This is a genomic window from Eubacterium sp., assembly GCF_057858645.1.
The window spans coordinates 1-15,171 of sequence record NZ_DBLZZO010000003.1; the positions used below are offsets into that span (position 1 = coordinate 1).

Annotated in this window: 23 protein-coding genes; 1 reads left to right on the forward strand and 22 read right to left on the reverse strand. The window is 34.3% G+C overall.

The features are described from left to right. Positions 1-257 precede the first annotated feature (257 nt). The gene (locus tag ACZM4J_RS01585) at positions 258-2,141 is read left to right on the forward strand and encodes an LTA synthase family protein (RefSeq protein WP_428245260.1); all 1,884 of its coding nucleotides are present in this window, start codon (positions 258-260) and stop codon (positions 2,139-2,141) included. 75 nt (positions 2,142-2,216) lie between these two features. On the opposite strand, the gene ACZM4J_RS01590 is transcribed toward ACZM4J_RS01585, so the two are convergent. The 22 genes from ACZM4J_RS01590 to rpsQ all read right to left on the reverse strand — a co-directional run bounded on the left by ACZM4J_RS01590 (position 2,217) and on the right by rpsQ (position 15,163). Next, complete coding sequence (locus tag ACZM4J_RS01590; RefSeq protein ID WP_022164906.1) at positions 2,217-3,695, reverse strand: glycosyltransferase family 2 protein; 1,479 nt, start codon at positions 3,693-3,695, stop codon at positions 2,217-2,219. A gap of 343 nt (positions 3,696-4,038) precedes the next feature. Next, positions 4,039-4,566, reverse strand: a complete 528-nt coding sequence (locus tag ACZM4J_RS01595; protein WP_022164907.1) for a bL17 family ribosomal protein — start codon at positions 4,564-4,566, stop codon at positions 4,039-4,041. 36 nt (positions 4,567-4,602) lie between these two features. Beyond that, on the reverse strand, positions 4,603-5,562 hold the full coding sequence (locus ACZM4J_RS01600; RefSeq protein WP_022164908.1) for a DNA-directed RNA polymerase subunit alpha: 960 nt from the start codon (positions 5,560-5,562) through the stop codon (positions 4,603-4,605). Positions 5,563-5,628: 66 nt separating this feature from the next. Beyond that, the gene (rpsD, locus tag ACZM4J_RS01605; protein WP_118000555.1) at positions 5,629-6,222 is read right to left on the reverse strand and encodes a 30S ribosomal protein S4; all 594 of its coding nucleotides are present in this window, start codon (positions 6,220-6,222) and stop codon (positions 5,629-5,631) included. 17 nt (positions 6,223-6,239) lie between these two features. After that, entirely contained in the window at positions 6,240-6,635 is a 396-nt protein-coding gene (gene rpsK / locus ACZM4J_RS01610; RefSeq protein WP_118000553.1) for a 30S ribosomal protein S11, read from the reverse strand. A 31-nt stretch (positions 6,636-6,666) separates the two neighbouring features. Beyond that, positions 6,667-7,035, reverse strand: a complete 369-nt coding sequence (gene rpsM / locus ACZM4J_RS01615; RefSeq protein ID WP_118000551.1) for a 30S ribosomal protein S13 — start codon at positions 7,033-7,035, stop codon at positions 6,667-6,669. Positions 7,036-7,350: 315 nt separating this feature from the next. Then, complete coding sequence (gene rpmJ, locus ACZM4J_RS01620; RefSeq protein ID WP_040446913.1) at positions 7,351-7,464, reverse strand: 50S ribosomal protein L36; 114 nt, start codon at positions 7,462-7,464, stop codon at positions 7,351-7,353. 184 nt (positions 7,465-7,648) lie between these two features. After that, entirely contained in the window at positions 7,649-7,867 is a 219-nt protein-coding gene (gene infA, locus ACZM4J_RS01625; protein WP_022165095.1) for a translation initiation factor IF-1, read from the reverse strand. A gap of 18 nt (positions 7,868-7,885) precedes the next feature. Next, positions 7,886-8,635 (reverse strand): type I methionyl aminopeptidase, encoded by a 750-nt coding sequence (map, locus tag ACZM4J_RS01630; RefSeq protein WP_022165094.1) that lies wholly within the window; start codon positions 8,633-8,635, stop codon positions 7,886-7,888. 4 nt (positions 8,636-8,639) lie between these two features. Beyond that, positions 8,640-9,284 (reverse strand): adenylate kinase, encoded by a 645-nt coding sequence (locus ACZM4J_RS01635; protein WP_022165093.1) that lies wholly within the window; start codon positions 9,282-9,284, stop codon positions 8,640-8,642. A 150-nt stretch (positions 9,285-9,434) separates the two neighbouring features. Continuing rightward, positions 9,435-10,775 carry a preprotein translocase subunit SecY gene (gene secY / locus ACZM4J_RS01640; protein WP_302690187.1) on the reverse strand — a complete coding sequence of 447 codons (1,341 nt, stop codon included), beginning with the start codon at positions 10,773-10,775 and terminating at the stop codon, positions 9,435-9,437. Between the two features lies 1 nt (position 10,776). Then, positions 10,777-11,217, reverse strand: coding sequence for a 50S ribosomal protein L15 (gene rplO, locus ACZM4J_RS01645; protein ID WP_022165090.1), 441 nt, complete (start codon positions 11,215-11,217; stop codon positions 10,777-10,779). A gap of 20 nt (positions 11,218-11,237) precedes the next feature. Beyond that, complete coding sequence (gene rpmD, locus ACZM4J_RS01650) at positions 11,238-11,420, reverse strand: 50S ribosomal protein L30 (RefSeq protein WP_022165089.1); 183 nt, start codon at positions 11,418-11,420, stop codon at positions 11,238-11,240. An 18-nt stretch (positions 11,421-11,438) separates the two neighbouring features. Next, complete coding sequence (gene rpsE, locus ACZM4J_RS01655) at positions 11,439-11,948, reverse strand: 30S ribosomal protein S5 (RefSeq protein WP_118000545.1); 510 nt, start codon at positions 11,946-11,948, stop codon at positions 11,439-11,441. Positions 11,949-11,965: 17 nt separating this feature from the next. Further along, positions 11,966-12,334 carry a 50S ribosomal protein L18 gene (gene rplR / locus ACZM4J_RS01660; protein WP_022165550.1) on the reverse strand — a complete coding sequence of 123 codons (369 nt, stop codon included), beginning with the start codon at positions 12,332-12,334 and terminating at the stop codon, positions 11,966-11,968. A gap of 16 nt (positions 12,335-12,350) precedes the next feature. Then, positions 12,351-12,890 carry a 50S ribosomal protein L6 gene (gene rplF, locus ACZM4J_RS01665; protein ID WP_022165551.1) on the reverse strand — a complete coding sequence of 180 codons (540 nt, stop codon included), beginning with the start codon at positions 12,888-12,890 and terminating at the stop codon, positions 12,351-12,353. Between the two features lie 104 nt (positions 12,891-12,994). Then, positions 12,995-13,396 (reverse strand): 30S ribosomal protein S8, encoded by a 402-nt coding sequence (gene rpsH, locus ACZM4J_RS01670; protein ID WP_022165552.1) that lies wholly within the window; start codon positions 13,394-13,396, stop codon positions 12,995-12,997. 27 nt (positions 13,397-13,423) lie between these two features. Continuing rightward, entirely contained in the window at positions 13,424-13,609 is a 186-nt protein-coding gene (locus tag ACZM4J_RS01675; protein WP_021952764.1) for a type Z 30S ribosomal protein S14, read from the reverse strand. Between the two features lie 15 nt (positions 13,610-13,624). Next, complete coding sequence (rplE, locus tag ACZM4J_RS01680) at positions 13,625-14,164, reverse strand: 50S ribosomal protein L5 (RefSeq protein WP_022165553.1); 540 nt, start codon at positions 14,162-14,164, stop codon at positions 13,625-13,627. 22 nt (positions 14,165-14,186) lie between these two features. Continuing rightward, positions 14,187-14,498, reverse strand: a complete 312-nt coding sequence (rplX, locus tag ACZM4J_RS01685; RefSeq protein ID WP_022165554.1) for a 50S ribosomal protein L24 — start codon at positions 14,496-14,498, stop codon at positions 14,187-14,189. Positions 14,499-14,510: 12 nt separating this feature from the next. Further along, positions 14,511-14,879 carry a 50S ribosomal protein L14 gene (gene rplN, locus ACZM4J_RS01690; RefSeq protein WP_022165555.1) on the reverse strand — a complete coding sequence of 123 codons (369 nt, stop codon included), beginning with the start codon at positions 14,877-14,879 and terminating at the stop codon, positions 14,511-14,513. 29 nt (positions 14,880-14,908) lie between these two features. Beyond that, positions 14,909-15,163 carry a 30S ribosomal protein S17 gene (gene rpsQ / locus ACZM4J_RS01695; protein WP_021952768.1) on the reverse strand — a complete coding sequence of 85 codons (255 nt, stop codon included), beginning with the start codon at positions 15,161-15,163 and terminating at the stop codon, positions 14,909-14,911. Positions 15,164-15,171 lie beyond the last annotated feature (8 nt).

A 15,171-nucleotide genomic window follows, 5' to 3' on the forward strand; every position in this document is an offset into this window, starting at 1 on the left:
AACTGTATGATTGGGAAGTGGTTTTTTCTACTTCCCATTTTTTTATTTATTTTTTGCCAACTAAAATTTTACACTAACAATTTAAAACTAATTTATTTATACTACTTTTTTTCTTTTTAACACTATTTCTTTTTCTTCTCCACAATGGTTAAAAAAAATTTTATATTTTACAACTTCAATACCTTAAAAACATTTCACTTTTTTTCTTATTTGTGCTATCTTAATATTTGTTCTATTTCACATTTGGGAGGATTATTATGAACGCGAAAATCAAAGATTTATTTTTGAAAATAAGAAGATACATATCTGTTCACAGATATACCTTATATTTAATTATTCCATTTCTTTTAATGGACATTTTTACAAGGGCGTTTGGTTATGCCATAGGGTATTTTCCAACCTTTTATCCTGCACCTAATATTTTTACTTTGGTTTGGATTTTCCTATTTATTGGAATCATAACCTGTCTTAAAGGAAAAGGTTGCAGCATTGCTTACTGGGTGCTTTTTATTTTGGCATACGCATTGTTTTTAACTAACACCGTTTACTACTCATTAACAGGTTTTTACTTTAGTTTCAATCTGATGCTTATGGCAAGTGAAGGTAGCTCTTATATTGTTGATACAATTATTCACGCAAATCCTATAATTTATGCTGTGGCAGTTATTATTCTTATAATAGCAATAATTGTTTTCAGAAAGTTTTCTCCAAAGAGAGATTTCAGACCTAAAAGACTGCTTGTTATTTTTGTTATTTTTATTGTTTTGCATTTGGCCGCACCTTTAGGTTTAGGTTTTGCTAACAGCCATTTAAAATGGAGCAGTTTTAAAAATCCTAGAAATGTTTACAACAGCTACAGTGACAGCAATAAAAGTATGAGAGTTTCAGGTTTGTACGAATATTCTTTTAGGAACTTTTATATTACTTTCGTTAAGCCTAAAGAAAAAATTAATTCTAAGGACAAAGCGTTTTTGGACAGCATTTACAACGCAAAAGATACAAAAACAAGTGATGAATATACAGGTATGTTCAAAGGAAAAAATATTATTTTCCTACAGTTAGAGGGTATGGACACATGGCTTTTGACTAAAAAGACAACGCCTAACTTATATAATTTGAAGAAAAATTCTATTGATTTTAAAAAGCATTATTCAATATACACCGGCGGTGGGTCAACTTTTAACTCTGAATTTGCAGTTAATACAGGGTTCACGACTCCTGCTTCCTATACAGAAAATGTTTATACTTTAAATACCAACACAAACAACCACACAATGGCTAAGCTGTTTAAAAATGAAGGCTATACTGTAAATGCTTTTCATATGAACACTTCAGGTTTTTACTCAAGAGGTATTAATTACAAGAGTTGGGGCTATGACAACTATTTTGGTTTAAAAGATATTGGTCACTACAGCGACTTGGATTACGAACTTGACCGACAGCTTATTTTAAATAAAACTTTTTACAATGAGATGTTTAAGCAAAAGGGGAAATTTGTTGATTATATTATTTCCTATACTCCTCATACTCCTTTTACAACAAGTAAGGAAGTTGGTAAGCTTGTTGCCGAAAACAAGTACGGCAAGGGGAATGTTCCTGATTTAAGCGAGGAAGAATCGGCTAAACTTATGGTTGGCGAAACTGATTATATGGTTGGTCTTCTTATTCAGGCACTTAAGGATAACGGTTTGTACGATAACACAGTTATAGTTGCCTACGCAGACCATTACCTTTACACAATTAACGACAAAACTGTTTTGGACAAATATAAAGATACACAGGGCAACTTAATTAACAACACTCCATTCTTTATTTGGAGCAGCGACATTAAATCCCAGTCAGTTAATAAAGTTACAATGCAGATGAACATCCTGCCTACTGTCCTTAATTTGTTTGGAATTGACTATAATAGCAATTATTATTTGGGAACTAATGCATTGTCACCTAAATACAAAGGACTTGCTTATTTCAGCGATTATTCCTGGTACGACGGTAATGTGTATGTGGAAAACGGCGAAGTTGTTAACGGAAAGAAAATTTCCAAAAAGAAACTTGAAGAAACAAGCGACAAGGTAAACAAATTATTTAGAAAAAATGACTTAACACTGAAATATGATTACTTCAAAACACTTGGAAAATAATTTCCTATAAGAATATATAATAAAAAACAGTTGCGACATTTACGTATCAAGTACGTGCCTGTCGCAACTATTTTTTTATGCACCTTCTTCAATATCCTCAATTGTAACTTTACTGTTATGAGGTATCGGCTTCCATTCAACTTTCTTAAACAAGGCTACATACTGAGTATATCGTTGGATAATATCAAATGTAGGCCATGTGAAACAATAAAGAATTTTACGCCATATACTGAATTTTGGTATTCTCTTGTATTCTATTATAAAAATGTACACTGCAATCCAAATATTAATGAAATATTTGCATATTCTATAGAAAATTCTTGCCCATATAACAAGTAACAGGCTTAGTCCATAGGATTTCCAACCTGGAGCCAATGTAATGTTTATATTTCCAAAAATGTGTTTACACAAAGTTGCTATATAACTGTCCCCATTGAAAACCCAGAAAGTTGCTCCTATTTTCCATACAATAAATGGATAAAGAATAAGTTTGGTCAATATCCATTTTGCTATGTATACAATGTTTTTTGGCACTAACTGTGCAAATGTATCAAAGGACATGAATCTATGTCTTATTGTTCTCCATAAATAGTCATACCAGGCATCATCTTCTTTATGCTCTGTATGCTTATCAACAAAGATGTTTTTAAACAATCCCCAGCCACTTTCTGCAAACGCCTGTAGATGCCCCTTGGACCATCTTAAACGCTGACGAAGTGCCACTTTCAAGCTTGTTGGCTGTTCATCATAGAATATCGCGTCGTTATTATATGATATTTCATAGCCCTCAACTACACAATCTGCAGTTAAAGATCTATCTTCTGTTAAAGATGTATATTTCCAACCATCTTTTACTATTTCATTTGAAAACAAAAATCCTGTTCCCTGAATATTTGTTGCCAAATGTAAAAATGAACGTGCCCTATGTCTCCATCTGATTGAACGTAACCAATGAATTGCATAAGTTGAAGCTATCCAGCTTTCTGTCCAGTTTTTTGTACTTCTATATGAAGTAATGATTTTTTCTCCTGCATCGAAAGAATCATTCATTCTGGAAATATAATCTTTTTTCAGAAGGTTATCTGAGTCAAAAATAAAATATCCTTCAAAAGATTGTATGCCATAATCCTTTTCAATCTGCTCAAATCCATATTTTAACGCAAAACCTTTTGTTCTCTCATCAGGATTAAAATGTTCGTAGCAAATTGCACCATTTTCTCTTGCTACCTTTGCAGTATTGTCTGTACAATTATCGGCTATAACAAATATTGTAACCAGCTCGCTGGGATAATCCTGCTTCTTAATACTGTTAATCAGGTTCTTAATTACAGGCTCTTCATTTCTAGCCGGTATTACAACTGCATACTTGTGATTTTTCTTAGCCGGCTGGAACTTTCTTGTTACCAACAGACTTATTATCATATAAGGTTTCTCATGTATAACTAAAATACTCATAAAAATAGTTATTATCCCACATATAGCCAATGTTGGTGAGTAAATGCTACACATAAAATTTGCTATTTTGTTTATTACTATTATTGTATTTATTTCCATGTATTTTCCTTTCTTAAGTGCAAACTTATTATATTATACTAACAAGTCTAACAAAATACTAGAGGAAAATTATTCTCTCCTTATTTGCTATTGATTTATATATATTGAAATATATTATTTTATTTTCCTAATTTTATAATAAAAAATAAATCTCGTTCTACCTTTTATAACTTAGTAAATGTATTTTTAATTTTGGTGTGTCTTTGTAATTTTGCAGACAATAAATTTTAGTTTTATTGTCTTAATTCAATTAAATTACAAACCAAAAAGAGAAGTATAGGCGCATACAGCACTTATACTTCTCTTTTTATAATATTAAATCGCTTCGCTCAAAGCTTCGCAACTAGATTAATTCAAGTAATACTTCCATAGCTGCATCACCTTTACGCTGGCCAATCTTTACGATTCTTGTGTAACCACCGTTACGATCTGCATACTTAGGAGCAATTTCGTCAAATAACTTATTTGTTAAGTCTACCTTCTTAGCATCTTTCTTCTTTCCAGTTTCATTATTTGTTACTGTGTAAAGAACTTTATTCATCTGACGTCTTGCATGAAGTCTTGAAGGCTGATCTTTCTTAATAGTTTTCTTTACTTCATCGAAAACTGTTACTTTCTTGCCATCAACAACTTCTTTGACTCTCTTACCATCTTTATCTAAACGAGCAACCTTTGCTGTTACTTCAACTTCATCAAAGTTATCTTTTTCCTTAACTGCTAATGCAATAAGACCTTCTGCAACTTTTCTGATTTCCTTAGCTCTTGTTTCAGTAGTAACAATCTTGCCGTTATTTAAAAGACTAGTAACCTGACCTCTAATTAAAGCTTTTCTCTGACTTGAAGTTCTTCCAAGTTTTCTATAACCTGCCATTTTCTTACCTCCATAATGCTAACAAACTCTAGTTTATTAGTTTTCGTCGCTTGGTTTCAATCCAAGGCCGAGTTCTTTTAACTTAGCAAGTACTTCTTCTAATGACTTACGACCAAGGTTTCTAACCTTCATCATATCATCTGAAGTCTTATTTACTAATTCCTCAACTGTATTGATACCTGCTCTCTTCAAACAATTGTATGAACGAACTGATAACTCTAATTCATCAATGTTCATTTCTAACACTTTATCAATTTCATCATCAACTGGTTCAGCGATAACTTCAATGTCCTTTGTAGTTTCTGAAAGGTCAATGAATAATTTTAAGTGTTCACAAAGAACTTTTGATGCTAAACTTACAGCTTCATCAGTATCTAATGTACCATTTGTATATACATCTAATGTAAGCTTGTCAAAATCAGTAACCTGACCTACACGAGTATTTTCAACAGCCATATTAACTCTTTCTACTGGTGTGTAGATTGAATCTACAGCAATAACTCCGATAGGTAAGTTATCGTTTTTATTCTTATCTGAACTTACATAACCTCTTCCCTTAGTAATGATTAACTCCATACTAAGTTTGCTATCAGCACCACCGTTAAGTGTTGCAATAACCAAATCAGGGTTTAAAATTTCAATATCAGAATCTACCTGGATATCAGCAGCTGTAACTACCTGGTCGCCAGTAACATCAATATGAGCAATTTTAGGTTCATCTGTTGCACTGGTATTCTTAATTTCTAACTGCTTTATGTTTAAAACTATTTCTGTAACATCTTCCTTAACTCCTGGAATTGTACTAAATTCATGAAGAACTCCGTCAATCTTAATCTGACTTACAGCAGATCCAGGTAAAGATGAAAGCATAATTCTTCTTAAAGCATTTCCAAGTGTTGTACCGTAACCTCTTTCAAGTGGTTCTACTACAAACTTACCGTATCTTCCATCATCTGATTTTTCTACTAAAATATTTGGTTTCTCAAAATCGAACACTAATAGCCCCTCCTTTTTTGGGAATTGCTTAAACTTATTGGGAACAATAATATAAATAAATATATATTATTTAGAATATAATTCGACAATAAGCATTTCATCTACAGGTACATCAATTTCTTCTCTCTTAGGAAGTTCTTTGATTTCACCCTTAAGATTATCCTGGTCTACTTCAACCCATGCTGGGACTGTTCTTCCACCAGTAACTTCGATAATGTCCTTGTATCTCTGTGAACCTTTGCAGTCCTCTTTGATTTCAATTACATCACCAGCCTTGATAAGGTATGAAGGAATGTTTACCTGCTTACCGTTTACCAAAACATGTTTATGATCTACAATCTGTCTAGCTTCTTTTCTTGTTCTAGCAAATCCCATACGGAATACTACGTTATCAAGACGAGTTTCTAACATAATCATAAGATTTTCACCTGTCTGTCCAGGCTGTCTCTGTGCCTTCTTGTAGTAATTTCTAAAAGGCTTTTCTAGTACGCCGTAAATGAATTTAGCTTTCTGCTTTTCTCTTAACTGAAGACCATATTCACTCATCTTTCTACTAGATCTGTTTAAATTTCTATTTGATTTCTTGTCTATTCCTAAATAAATTGGATCTAAACCAAGTGATCTACATCTTTTAAGAACAGGAACTCTATTTACTGCCATTTCTATTCCCTCCTAAATTAGACTCTTCTACGTTTTGGTGGGCGACATCCATTATGAGGAACTGGAGTTACGTCCTTAATTGATGTAACTTCAAGACCACATGTAGCAAGGGCACGAATAGCTGCCTCTCTACCTGATCCTGGACCCTTAACCATAACATCTACTGATTTTAAACCATGAACTAAAGCTGCTTTTGTTGCAGTTTCTGCTGCCATCTGAGCTGCATAAGGAGTAGATTTCTTTGAACCTCTAAATCCTAGACCGCCAGCACTTGCCCATGATAAAGCATTTCCTTCAGCATCTGTCAATGTGACAATTGTATTATTAAATGATGCCTGGATATGTGCCTGTCCGTGTTCAACGTTTTTCTTAACACGCTTCTTTGTCACTTTCTTTGTAACTTTCTTAGCCATTTCTAAACTAACCTCCCTTATGGGTTTCTAACTATTTTTTCTTGTTTGCTACAGTTCTCTTAGGACCTTTTCTTGTTCTGGCATTATTTTTTGTATTCTGGCCACGAACAGGAAGTCCACGTCTATGACGGATACCTCTATAGCATCCAATTTCCTGTAATCTCTTAATGTTTAAAGCGATTTCTCTTCTTAAATCACCTTCTACTGTCTGACTTGCATCGATAACTTCACTAATCTTCTTAACTTCTTCGTCAGTTAAATCCTTACATCTTGTGTCAGGATTTACACCAGCTTCAGCTAAAATCTTTTTAGAACTTGAAATACCGATACCATAAATATAAGTCAAGCCAATCTCAACTCTCTTTTCTCTTGGTAAATCAACACCTGAAATACGAGCCATGTGTATAACCTCCATTAGTTAATTTGTATGAATCATTAAATAACGTAGCCCGTGTGTAACACGTCTGAAATGTGTACGCATCCAAAAATTCACAGTTTAAAGTTTCTTCGTATTAGTAGTTCAGCAAATTTTCTACTAATCTCCGGGAATAATACCCTCATATTATAATAGTAATTCTCTATCACACTAGATACTATGTAACACTAGAATTACTGCAGCCGCATGCTAAAATGTAGTTATAATACATATAATAACTACAAACACACAAACAAGTGAACAATAAAAATCATTCACTTTATATCAAAAACTTATAAATTAGCCCTGACGCTGTTTGTGCTTTGGATTTTCGCAAATTACTCTTACGATTCCTTTTCTTTTAATGACTTTGCATTTTTCGCAAATTGGTTTAACTGATGATCTAACTTTCACAGTAAAATCCTCCTTCCACAAAAAAGTCCAAGTATGATAATATCATAGTTTTCAAAATATTACAAGAACTTTTTTGAAATTTTATTAATTTATTTTAATTAATAGTTACCTAAGTTAATTTCCAAATAAAAGAGCAAACTCTTGTGGGAGCACAAGTTTGCTCTTTTATTGAGAAATGCGTTGCTTATTTATCACGCCAGATGATTCTTCCTTTTGAAAGATCGTATGGTGACATTTCAATTGTTACTGTATCACCCGGTAAAATCTTAATATAGTTCATTCTTAATTTACCACTAATGTGAGCTAAAACAATATGTCCATTTTCTAATTCTACCTTAAACATTGCGTTTGGTAATTTTTCAACAACTTTTCCTTCAATTTCAATTACGTCTGCCTTTGACATTTTTGTTCCTCCTAAATTTTAGAGTGATAAGATTTCCGGTTCACCCTTTGTAATAAGAATTGTGTTTTCATAATGTGCTGATAATGAACCATCATCTGTTACAACTGTCCAGTCATCATCAGTCCATGCAACATCAGGTCTTCCCATGTTAATCATTGGTTCAATAGCAAGTGTCATGCCTGCCTGAAGCTTCATGCCACGTCTCTTCTGTCTGAAGTTTGGTATCTGTGGATCTTCATGCATTTCTGTACCAATTCCATGACCTACTAATTCTCTTACAACACCGTATCCAAATTTTTCTGCATAATCACCGATTGCTGCAGATATATCATATAGATGGTTTCCTTCTTTTGCAAATTTTATACCTTCAAAGAAACTCTGCTTTGTTACATCAATTAACTGCTGTGCTTCTTTGCTGATTTCTCCGATAGCAATTGTTCTTGCGGCATCTGACTGATAGCCTTTCCAAATAACACCTGTATCTAAACTTACAATATCGCCATCTCTGACAATTTTATCTTTGTTTGGAAGACCATGTACAACTTCATCATTAATTGAAATGCACACACTTCCCGGATATCCTTCGTAACCTAAGAATGAAGGAATACAATCATAACTTCTAATAATTTCTTCACATATCTTATCTATTTCATAAGATGACATGCCTGCCTTTACTTCCTGTGCAAGCTGTTCGTGAACTTTAGCAAGAATCTTTCCTGCCTCTCTCATTAAATTAATTTCTCTTTCTGATTTAATTGTTACTGGCATTTTCTTATGCTCCTAATATCTTTACTATTTCATTAAATACATCTTTCATATCAATTGTTCCATCAACACTCTTTAAGATGCCCTGTTCATTATAGTAATCAATAAGTGGCTGAGTCTGATTATGATAAACTTCCAAACGGCTTAATACTGTTTCAGGCTTATCATCATCTCTTACAATAAGTTCTTCTCCGCACTTATCGCATTTTCCTTCAACCTTTGTTGGGCTGTAAACAATATGATATGTAGCTCCACAGTTTACACATGCACGTCTTCCGCCCATTCTTCTAACGATGTTCTCGTCCGGAACATCAATATCGATTGCAAAATCAACTTTTTCTCCATTTGCCTTCAAAGCTTCATCTAAAGCTTCTGCCTGTGGAATAGTTCTTGGAAAACCGTCTAAAACATATCCGTTTTTGCAATCGTCTTCTTTAAATCTATCCATAATCAAGTCTAATGTTAATTCATCAGGAACTAACTGTCCCTTATCAATAAAAGACTTTGCTTTTTTTCCTAATTCTGTACCATTTTTGATGTTTGCTCTAAAAATATCTCCTGTTGAAATATGAGGAATACTATATTTTTCAGCAATCATCTTTGCCTGTGTTCCTTTTCCGGCACCAGGTGCTCCAAGCATTACAATTTTCATATTTGCCTCCTTCTACATTAATAAACGTTATAAATATTCTCATAACTTCTATTAAAGCATAAATAAACATGGATTTGCAATAGTTACTATTAAAAATTTCAAATTATAGTACATTTAGGGGGCAGTGCAACACCGTCCCCTAAACTTATGTTAAAATATTCCTTTAATTGTGCTGTAATTCTTTTCTGTTACCATTGACTTAATTGTTTCAAGTGTTTCTAAAATAACACCAACAATGATGATAATAGATGTTCCACCGAATCCAACCTGTGCTCCAAAAATACCTGAAGCTAAAATTGGGATAGCGGCTACAATAATAAGACCAATAGCACCAATTAAAATAATGTAATTCAAAATATTTGTTAAATATTCTACTGTTGGCTTACCACTTCTGATACCAGGTATAAATCCACCTCTGTCGTTTAAGTTCTTAGCAACTTCACGAGGGTTGAATGTTATTGAAGTATAGAAGTAAGCAAAGAATATTACTAATAATAAGTATACTACAAAACCAATTGAATATTTAAGATTTGAAGGATTACACCAGTGTGACTGGCTTAAGTAATGTGACCATTCAGGTGACTTACCAAAGAATGATGCAATTACTACAGGGAACTGTAATAATGATGAAGCGAAGATAATTGGAATAACACCAGCTGTATTAACCTTAAGAGGTATATTTGACTGCTGTCCACCTACCTGTCTTCTACCCTGTACCTTCTGAGACATTTGTACTGCAATCTTTCTGATTGCACCCTGAAGAATTACTACCAATACGATGATACCAACTATAACGCCCAAAATAACGCATGCTGATAATAATCTACCACCGATTGACATTCCTTCTTTAAATACAAAGTTCTTGAATAAGTTAGCAATATCACTAGGCATACCTGAAATGATGTTAATTGTAAGAACGATAGAAATACCATTTCCTACACCCTTTTCAGTAATCTGCTCACCAATCCACATTAATACTGCAGAACCGGCTGTCATTGCTAAAATACCTGTTACAATTACACCCCATTTTCTAATGTCGTGCATTGCTGAGTATTTAACAGCATCTGTATCGAAAATTCCCTGATTTCCGAAACCGATAACCATTGCTGTAGATTCGATTAATGCTAATGCTACTGTTAAATAACGTGTAACTTCAGCGATTTTCTTTCTACCTTCTTCTCCATCTTTTTGAAGTTCATCAAGTTTTGGTATAGCAATTGTTAACAATTGCATAATGATTGATGCTGTGATGTATGGTGTGATGTTAAGAGCAAAAATTGACATCTTTTCCATCGAACCACCTGTAATAGCTGAGAAGAAACTAAAGTTCTCATTTGCAAAGTGTCTCATAACCTGAGCGATTGCGTCCCCATTCACAAATGGAATAGGGATCTGACAACCAAGTCTCACAACTATTAACATAAAAAATGTGTATAATAATCTTTTTCTGATTTCTTTAACTTTTAATGCTTTCTTGAAGGTTTCTAACATATTAGATCACCTCGCAAGTTCCGCCTGCCGCTTCGATTTTTGCCTTAGCTACTTCACTAAATGCATTTACTTTTACTGTAAGCTTTTTAGTTAATTCACCATCCCCAAGAATCTTAACGCCATCTCTAGCATTTTTGATTACACCTGCTTCAAGTAATGTTTCAACTGTAACAACTGTATCATTTTCGAATCTTTCTAATGCAGTAACATTGATACCAACGATATCTTTTGTATTAATATTAGTGAATCCTCTCTTAGGAATTCTTCTATATAATGGCATCTGACCACCTTCGAAACCAGGTCTAGGGCTTCCTGAACGAGCTTTCTGTCCTTTATGACCTTTACCAGCTGTCTTACCATTTCCTGAACCATGTCCACGGCCTCTTCTGAAATTATCACTATGTTTTGAACCTTCTGCAGGCTTTAAATTTGATAAATCCATTGTCGCACCTCCTATCTAAATTAAATTTCTTCAACTTTAACTAAATGTCTAACTCTCTGAATCATACCTCTGACTGCAGCGTTGTCAGGCATTTCAACTGTCTTGTTAAGCTTTGTAAGTCCTAAAGCTTCAGCTGTCTTTTTATTCTTTGGAACTGCTCCAATTGTTGATTTTACTAAAGTAATTCTTAATTTATCTGCCATTTCTAATTACCTCCCTTATTAGCCTAAAATCTCTTCTACAGTTTTACCGCGAAGTGTAGCTACTTCTTCTGGAGTCTTTAATGCAGCTAATCCTTCAATTGTAGCAAGAACTACGTTCTGCTTATTCTTTGAACCTAAAGACTTTGTACGAATGTTTGTAATACCAGCTAATTCTGCAACACTACGTGCAGGACCACCGGCGATAACTCCAGTACCTTCTTTAGCTCTCTTAAGAAGTACTTCTGCACTTCCGAATTTTCCAATAATGTCGTATGGAATACTATTGTTTTCATCCATAGGAACAGTAATAAGGTTCTTTATAGCATCCTCTTTACCTTTACGAATTGCTTCAGGAATTTCAGCTGCTTTTCCTAAACCTGCACCAACGTGTCCATGTTTATCACCAACTACTACTAAAGCTGCGAAACGCATATTACGTCCACCCTTTACTACCTTAGTAACACGTTTGATAGATACTACTGTCTCTTCTAACTCTAACTGACTTGCATCAATTATATCACGTCTCATGTGTGTTACCTCCTCAACTAAAATTCCAGACCAGCTTCTCTAGCTGCGTCTGCTAATGCCTGAACTTTTCCCTGGTAAATGAAGCCGCCTCTATCAAATACAACTTCCTTAATACCTTTTTCAACTGCTCTTTCTGCAATAACTTTACCAACATATGCTGCGGCATCAACGTTATTAGTTTTTTCTAACTCTTTCTTAACGTCAGCTTCTACTGTGGATGCTGCTACAAGAGTTTTTCCAACTGTATCGTCAATAATCTGAGCATATATATGATTATTACTTCTAAAAACTGCTAAACGTGGACATTCAGTTGTTCCACTTAAATGATTACGCAGTCTGTTATGTTTCTTAACGCGAATTTCGCTTCTAGATTTCTTACTAACCATTCTCTACACTCCTTTATTATTTACCAGTCTTACCAACTTTACGTCTGATAACCTCAGTATCGTACTTGATACCCTTACCCTTATATGGTTCAGGTTCTCTCTTACTTCTGATTTCTGCAGCGTACTGGCCTACTTTTTCTTTATCAATACCTTTTACAATGATTATGTTCTGTCCATCAAGAACTGTTTCGATTCCTTCTGGATCTTCCATTTCAACTGGATGTGAATAACCAAGTGAAAGTACTAACTTCTTACCCTGTTTCTGTGCTCTGTATCCAACACCGTTTACTTCAAGTTTCTTTTCGTAACCTTCTGTTACACCAATAACCATGTTGTAAATAAGTGTTCTTGTAAGACCATGTAAAGCTTTGTTTTTCTTTAAATCATTTGGTCTTGATACAACGACTTCTTCACCGTCAACTTTAATGTCCATAGCCTCTGGTAAAACTCTTTCAAGAGTTCCCTTTGGTCCTTTGACAGTCACTTTATTATTTTCTGCTACTTCAACAGTTACACCTGATGGAATAGCGATAGGCATTCTTCCTATACGTGACATTTCGCCTTACCTCCTTATATTTCGTCTAAATAGTGATGAACATAGTGTGAATAATGAAGATTTCTCTTCATATTCACTTGTTCATATTGCACTGTTTAAATTAATTACCAAACGAATGCGAGAACTTCTCCACCTACGTTTGCTTTTCTAGCTTCTTTATCTGTAATCACACCTTTGTTTGTTGATATGATTGCTGTTCCAAGTCCACCAAGAACTCTTGGTAATTCATCTTTTCCAGCATAAACACGAAGACCAGGTTTTGAAATCTTCTTGATTCCTGTAATAACTCTGTCGTTCTTGTCTGCACCATATTTTAATGTAATTCTAATTGTCTTGAAGTTTCCTTCTTCTAAAACTTCATACTTTGTGATATATCCTTCATTTACAAGAATTTCAGCAATAGCTAATTTCATCTTTGATGCAGGAACATCTACAGTATCATGTTTTGCAGTATTTGCATTACGAATTCTTGTAAGCATATCTGCGATTGGATCACTCATAGTCATAGTTTACTTCCTCCTTCAAATTTTCTCTTACCAGCTTGCTTTCTTAACGCCTGGTATCTGTCCTTTATATGCTAATTCACGGAAGCAAATTCTGCAGATTCCGTATTTCTTTAAATAAGCATGTGGACGACCACAGATTCTACAACGGTTGTAAGCCTGTGTTGAGAATTTAGCTTTTCTTTGCTGTTTAACTTTCATAGCAGTTCTAGCCATGGGTCTACCTCCTAATTACTTTGCAAATGGCATGTTAAATTGTGCCAATAATTCACGAGCTTCTTCATCAGTGTTAGCTGTAGTAACAAAGATAATGTCCATACCTCTAACCTTATCAACCTTATCGTATTCGATTTCTGGGAAAATAATCTGTTCTTTAATACCAAGAGCGTAGTTTCCTCTTCCATCAAATGCATTTGGATTAACACCTCTAAAGTCTCTTACACGAGGAAGTGCTAGATTTACTAATCTATCTAAGAATTCATACATTCTTTCTCCTCTAAGAGTAACCTTACATCCGATTGGCTGTCCTTCTCTTAACTTGAAGTTAGCTACTGAATTTTTAGCTCTTGTTACAACAGCCTTCTGACCTGTAATTGTTTCAAGATCTTTAACAGCTGTGTCTAAGATTTTAGCGTTTTCCTTTGCTTCGCCAACACCCATGTTTATAACAATCTTATCGAGTTTTGGAATCTGCATAACATTCTTATACTGGAACTTCTTCTGCATTTCATCCTTAATCTCGTTTAAATACTTTTCTTTAAGTCTGCTCAACTTTCTGGACCTCCTCTCTCAATTAATCGATTACGTCGCCTGTCTTCTTGGCAATACGTACTTTCTTTCCATCTTCTACTTTGAATCCAACTCTTGTAACCTGTCCTTTTACAACAAGCATAACGTTAGATACATTAATAGGTCCTTCCTGAGTTACGATTCCACCGTTCTGGTTCTGAGCACTTGGCTTAGTATGTTTTGTATGCATATTAACACCTTCAACTGTTACTGTACCCTTTTTAACATCAACGGCAACAACCTTACCTTCTTTACCTTTATCTTTACCTGCGATAACCTTTACAGTATCGCCCTTTTTAATCTTCATAGCTGACATTATGCGTACCTCCTATAAAACTTCAGGTGCTAAAGATACTATTCTCATAAATTTCTTATCTCTTAATTCTCTAGCAACTGGCCCAAAAATACGAGTTCCTCTTGGGGACATATCATCTTTTATAATTACAGCAGCATTTTCGTCAAATCTGATGTATGAACCATCTTTACGACGAGCGCCTTTAACAGTACGAACTACTACGGCTCTTACAACGTCACCTTTTTTGACAACTCCGCCTGGTGTTGCATCTTTAACAGTAGCAACGATAACATCACCAATGTTAGCATATCTTCTAGTAGATCCGCCCATTACTCTGATTGTAAGTAATTCTTTAGCGCCTGTATTATCAGCAACTTTAAGTCTACTTTCCTGTTGAATCATGCTGTATTCCTCCTATCTCTATATAAGGCCTATTTAGCCTTTTCAATAATTTCAACAAGTCTCCATCTCTTATCCTTTGAAAGTGGTCTTGTTTCCATAACTTTTACTGTATCACCGATACCGCACTGGTTTTCTTCGTCATGAGCTTTTAATTTGTAAGTTCTCTTAACGATTTTGTTATATAAAGGATGCTTTACATGATCCTCTACAGCAACAACGATTGTCTTATCCATCTTGTCGCTGACAACTTTTCCTGTACGTGTTTTTCTTAAATTTCTTTCCACAACAATTC

Excerpts from the sequence above, each read along its gene's own strand:
- ACZM4J_RS01585 (WP_428245260.1), top strand. The coding sequence starts at position 258 with ATGAACGCGAAAATCAAAGATTTATTTTTGAAAATAAGAAGATACATA.
- ACZM4J_RS01590 (WP_022164906.1), bottom strand. The coding sequence starts at position 3,695 with ATGGAAATAAATACAATAATAGTAATAAACAAAATAGCAAATTTTATG.
- ACZM4J_RS01595 (WP_022164907.1), bottom strand. The coding sequence starts at position 4,566 with ATGGCAGGTTATAGAAAACTTGGAAGAACTTCAAGTCAGAGAAAAGCT.
- rpsD (WP_118000555.1), bottom strand. The coding sequence starts at position 6,222 with ATGGCAGTAAATAGAGTTCCTGTTCTTAAAAGATGTAGATCACTTGGT.
- rpsK (WP_118000553.1), bottom strand. The coding sequence starts at position 6,635 with ATGGCTAAGAAAGTTACAAAGAAAGTGACAAAGAAGCGTGTTAAGAAA.
- rpsM (WP_118000551.1), bottom strand. The coding sequence starts at position 7,035 with ATGGCTCGTATTTCAGGTGTTGATTTACCAAGAGAAAAGAGAGTTGAG.
- infA (WP_022165095.1), bottom strand. The coding sequence starts at position 7,867 with ATGTCAAAGGCAGACGTAATTGAAATTGAAGGAAAAGTTGTTGAAAAA.
- map (WP_022165094.1), bottom strand. The coding sequence starts at position 8,635 with ATGCCAGTAACAATTAAATCAGAAAGAGAAATTAATTTAATGAGAGAG.
- ACZM4J_RS01635 (WP_022165093.1), bottom strand. The coding sequence starts at position 9,284 with ATGAAAATTGTAATGCTTGGAGCACCTGGTGCCGGAAAAGGAACACAG.
- secY (WP_302690187.1), bottom strand. The coding sequence starts at position 10,775 with ATGTTAGAAACCTTCAAGAAAGCATTAAAAGTTAAAGAAATCAGAAAA.
- rplO (WP_022165090.1), bottom strand. The coding sequence starts at position 11,217 with ATGGATTTATCAAATTTAAAGCCTGCAGAAGGTTCAAAACATAGTGAT.
- rpmD (WP_022165089.1), bottom strand. The coding sequence starts at position 11,420 with ATGGCAGATAAATTAAGAATTACTTTAGTAAAATCAACAATTGGAGCA.
- rpsE (WP_118000545.1), bottom strand. The coding sequence starts at position 11,948 with ATGAGACGTGATATAATTGATGCAAGTCAGTTAGAGTTAGAAGAGACA.
- rplR (WP_022165550.1), bottom strand. The coding sequence starts at position 12,334 with ATGGTTAGTAAGAAATCTAGAAGCGAAATTCGCGTTAAGAAACATAAC.
- rplF (WP_022165551.1), bottom strand. The coding sequence starts at position 12,890 with ATGTCACGTATAGGAAGAATGCCTATCGCTATTCCATCAGGTGTAACT.
- rpsH (WP_022165552.1), bottom strand. The coding sequence starts at position 13,396 with ATGACTATGAGTGATCCAATCGCAGATATGCTTACAAGAATTCGTAAT.
- ACZM4J_RS01675 (WP_021952764.1), bottom strand. The coding sequence starts at position 13,609 with ATGGCTAGAACTGCTATGAAAGTTAAACAGCAAAGAAAAGCTAAATTC.
- rplX (WP_022165554.1), bottom strand. The coding sequence starts at position 14,498 with ATGTCAGCTATGAAGATTAAAAAGGGCGATACTGTAAAGGTTATCGCA.
- rplN (WP_022165555.1), bottom strand. The coding sequence starts at position 14,879 with ATGATTCAACAGGAAAGTAGACTTAAAGTTGCTGATAATACAGGCGCT.